The following is a 1,220-nucleotide window of genomic DNA, read 5'->3' on the forward strand; positions in this document are numbered from 1 at the left end:
CGAGGTCGGTGGCGAGCACGGCGTCGTCGGCCGCCTCGCGCGGCGCGGGCAGCGGATGGCCGAGGCCCTGCCACGGCAGCGGGTGGACGGTCGGCCCGCCGGACCCGGACGCGGCCCCGGGGCGGCGGCCCCCGATCCGCGCCGACTGGACGGCCTGCGGCGACGACGCCCCGGAGCGGACGTAGCAGCGCCCGGGGGTGGACTTGGAGATCTGCGCCGCGTCAGGGGAGTCCAGGACGTCGGCGGACTCGTCGGGGTCGGTGACGCGCAGCGCGATGCGCAGGTTGGTGTTGGCGCGGATGTCGGCGGTGACGACCCCGGCGGGGCGCTGCGTGGCGAGGATCAGGTGGACGCCGAGGGAGCGGCCCCGGCGGCCGATGTCGACCAGGCCGGCGACGAAGTCGGGCAGCTCGGTGACCATCGCGGCGAACTCGTCGATGACCAGGACGAGCCGCGGCACGGCCGGCAGCCCCGGATCGGCGGGGCGCAGGTCGTCGTAGTCGTCGACGTCCTTGGCGCCCGCGCCGAGCAGGATCTCCTCGCGGCGGCGGAGCTCGGCGGCCAGCGACTCCAGGGCGCGCTCGGTGGCGTGGCCGTCCAGGTCGGTGACCATGCCCACCGTGTGGGGGAGGTCCGCGCAGTCCTTGAACGCCGCGCCGCCCTTGTAGTCGATGAGGACGAACGTCATCTCGTCGGGGCGGTTCGCCACGGCGAGCGAGGCGATGAGGGTCTGGAGCAGCTCCGACTTGCCCGCGCCCGTGGTCCCGGCGATGAGGCCGTGGGGGCCGTCCGCGCGCAGGTCGATCTCGTAGCGGCCGCCCGAGGCGAGGCCGACGGGGACGCGGGTCGTCCGGCCGCCCGTCCTGTTCCACGACTGCAGGACGTGCTCGGCCGTGGGCTCGGGCATGTCGAGGATGTCCAGGAGCCGCACGTCGGCGGGGAGCGAGTCCTCGGCGTCCTCGCGGGACACGTCCCGGACGGGGGCCAGCGCGCGCGCCACCCGGTCGGTCCAGGTCGCGGAGACCTGGTCGGCGAGGACGGGGCCGACGGCGTCCAGGCCCCGCCCCTGGAGCAGGAGCGTCGAGTGCCGCTGGGCGTCCCAGGCGGCGACGGCGCTGCACTCCTCGGGGAGCAGTGCGATCCGGCCTCCGGCATCCTCATGCCCATCCCGTGGTGGTCCTTCTGGGCCAGCGCCGCCGCCGGCGTCACCGCCCTGATCC

1 protein-coding gene is annotated in these 1,220 nt (G+C 76.0%); it reads right to left on the minus strand.

Annotated elements, in window-relative coordinates:
* On the minus strand, positions 1–1,220 hold a 1,220-nt coding region (locus AB0C69_RS42430), incomplete at both ends, for an FtsK/SpoIIIE domain-containing protein (RefSeq protein WP_360362644.1).

Source organism: Actinomadura sp. NPDC048032 (assembly GCF_040653175.1).
GTDB classification, from domain to species: domain Bacteria; phylum Actinomycetota; class Actinomycetes; order Streptosporangiales; family Streptosporangiaceae; genus Spirillospora; species Spirillospora verrucosospora.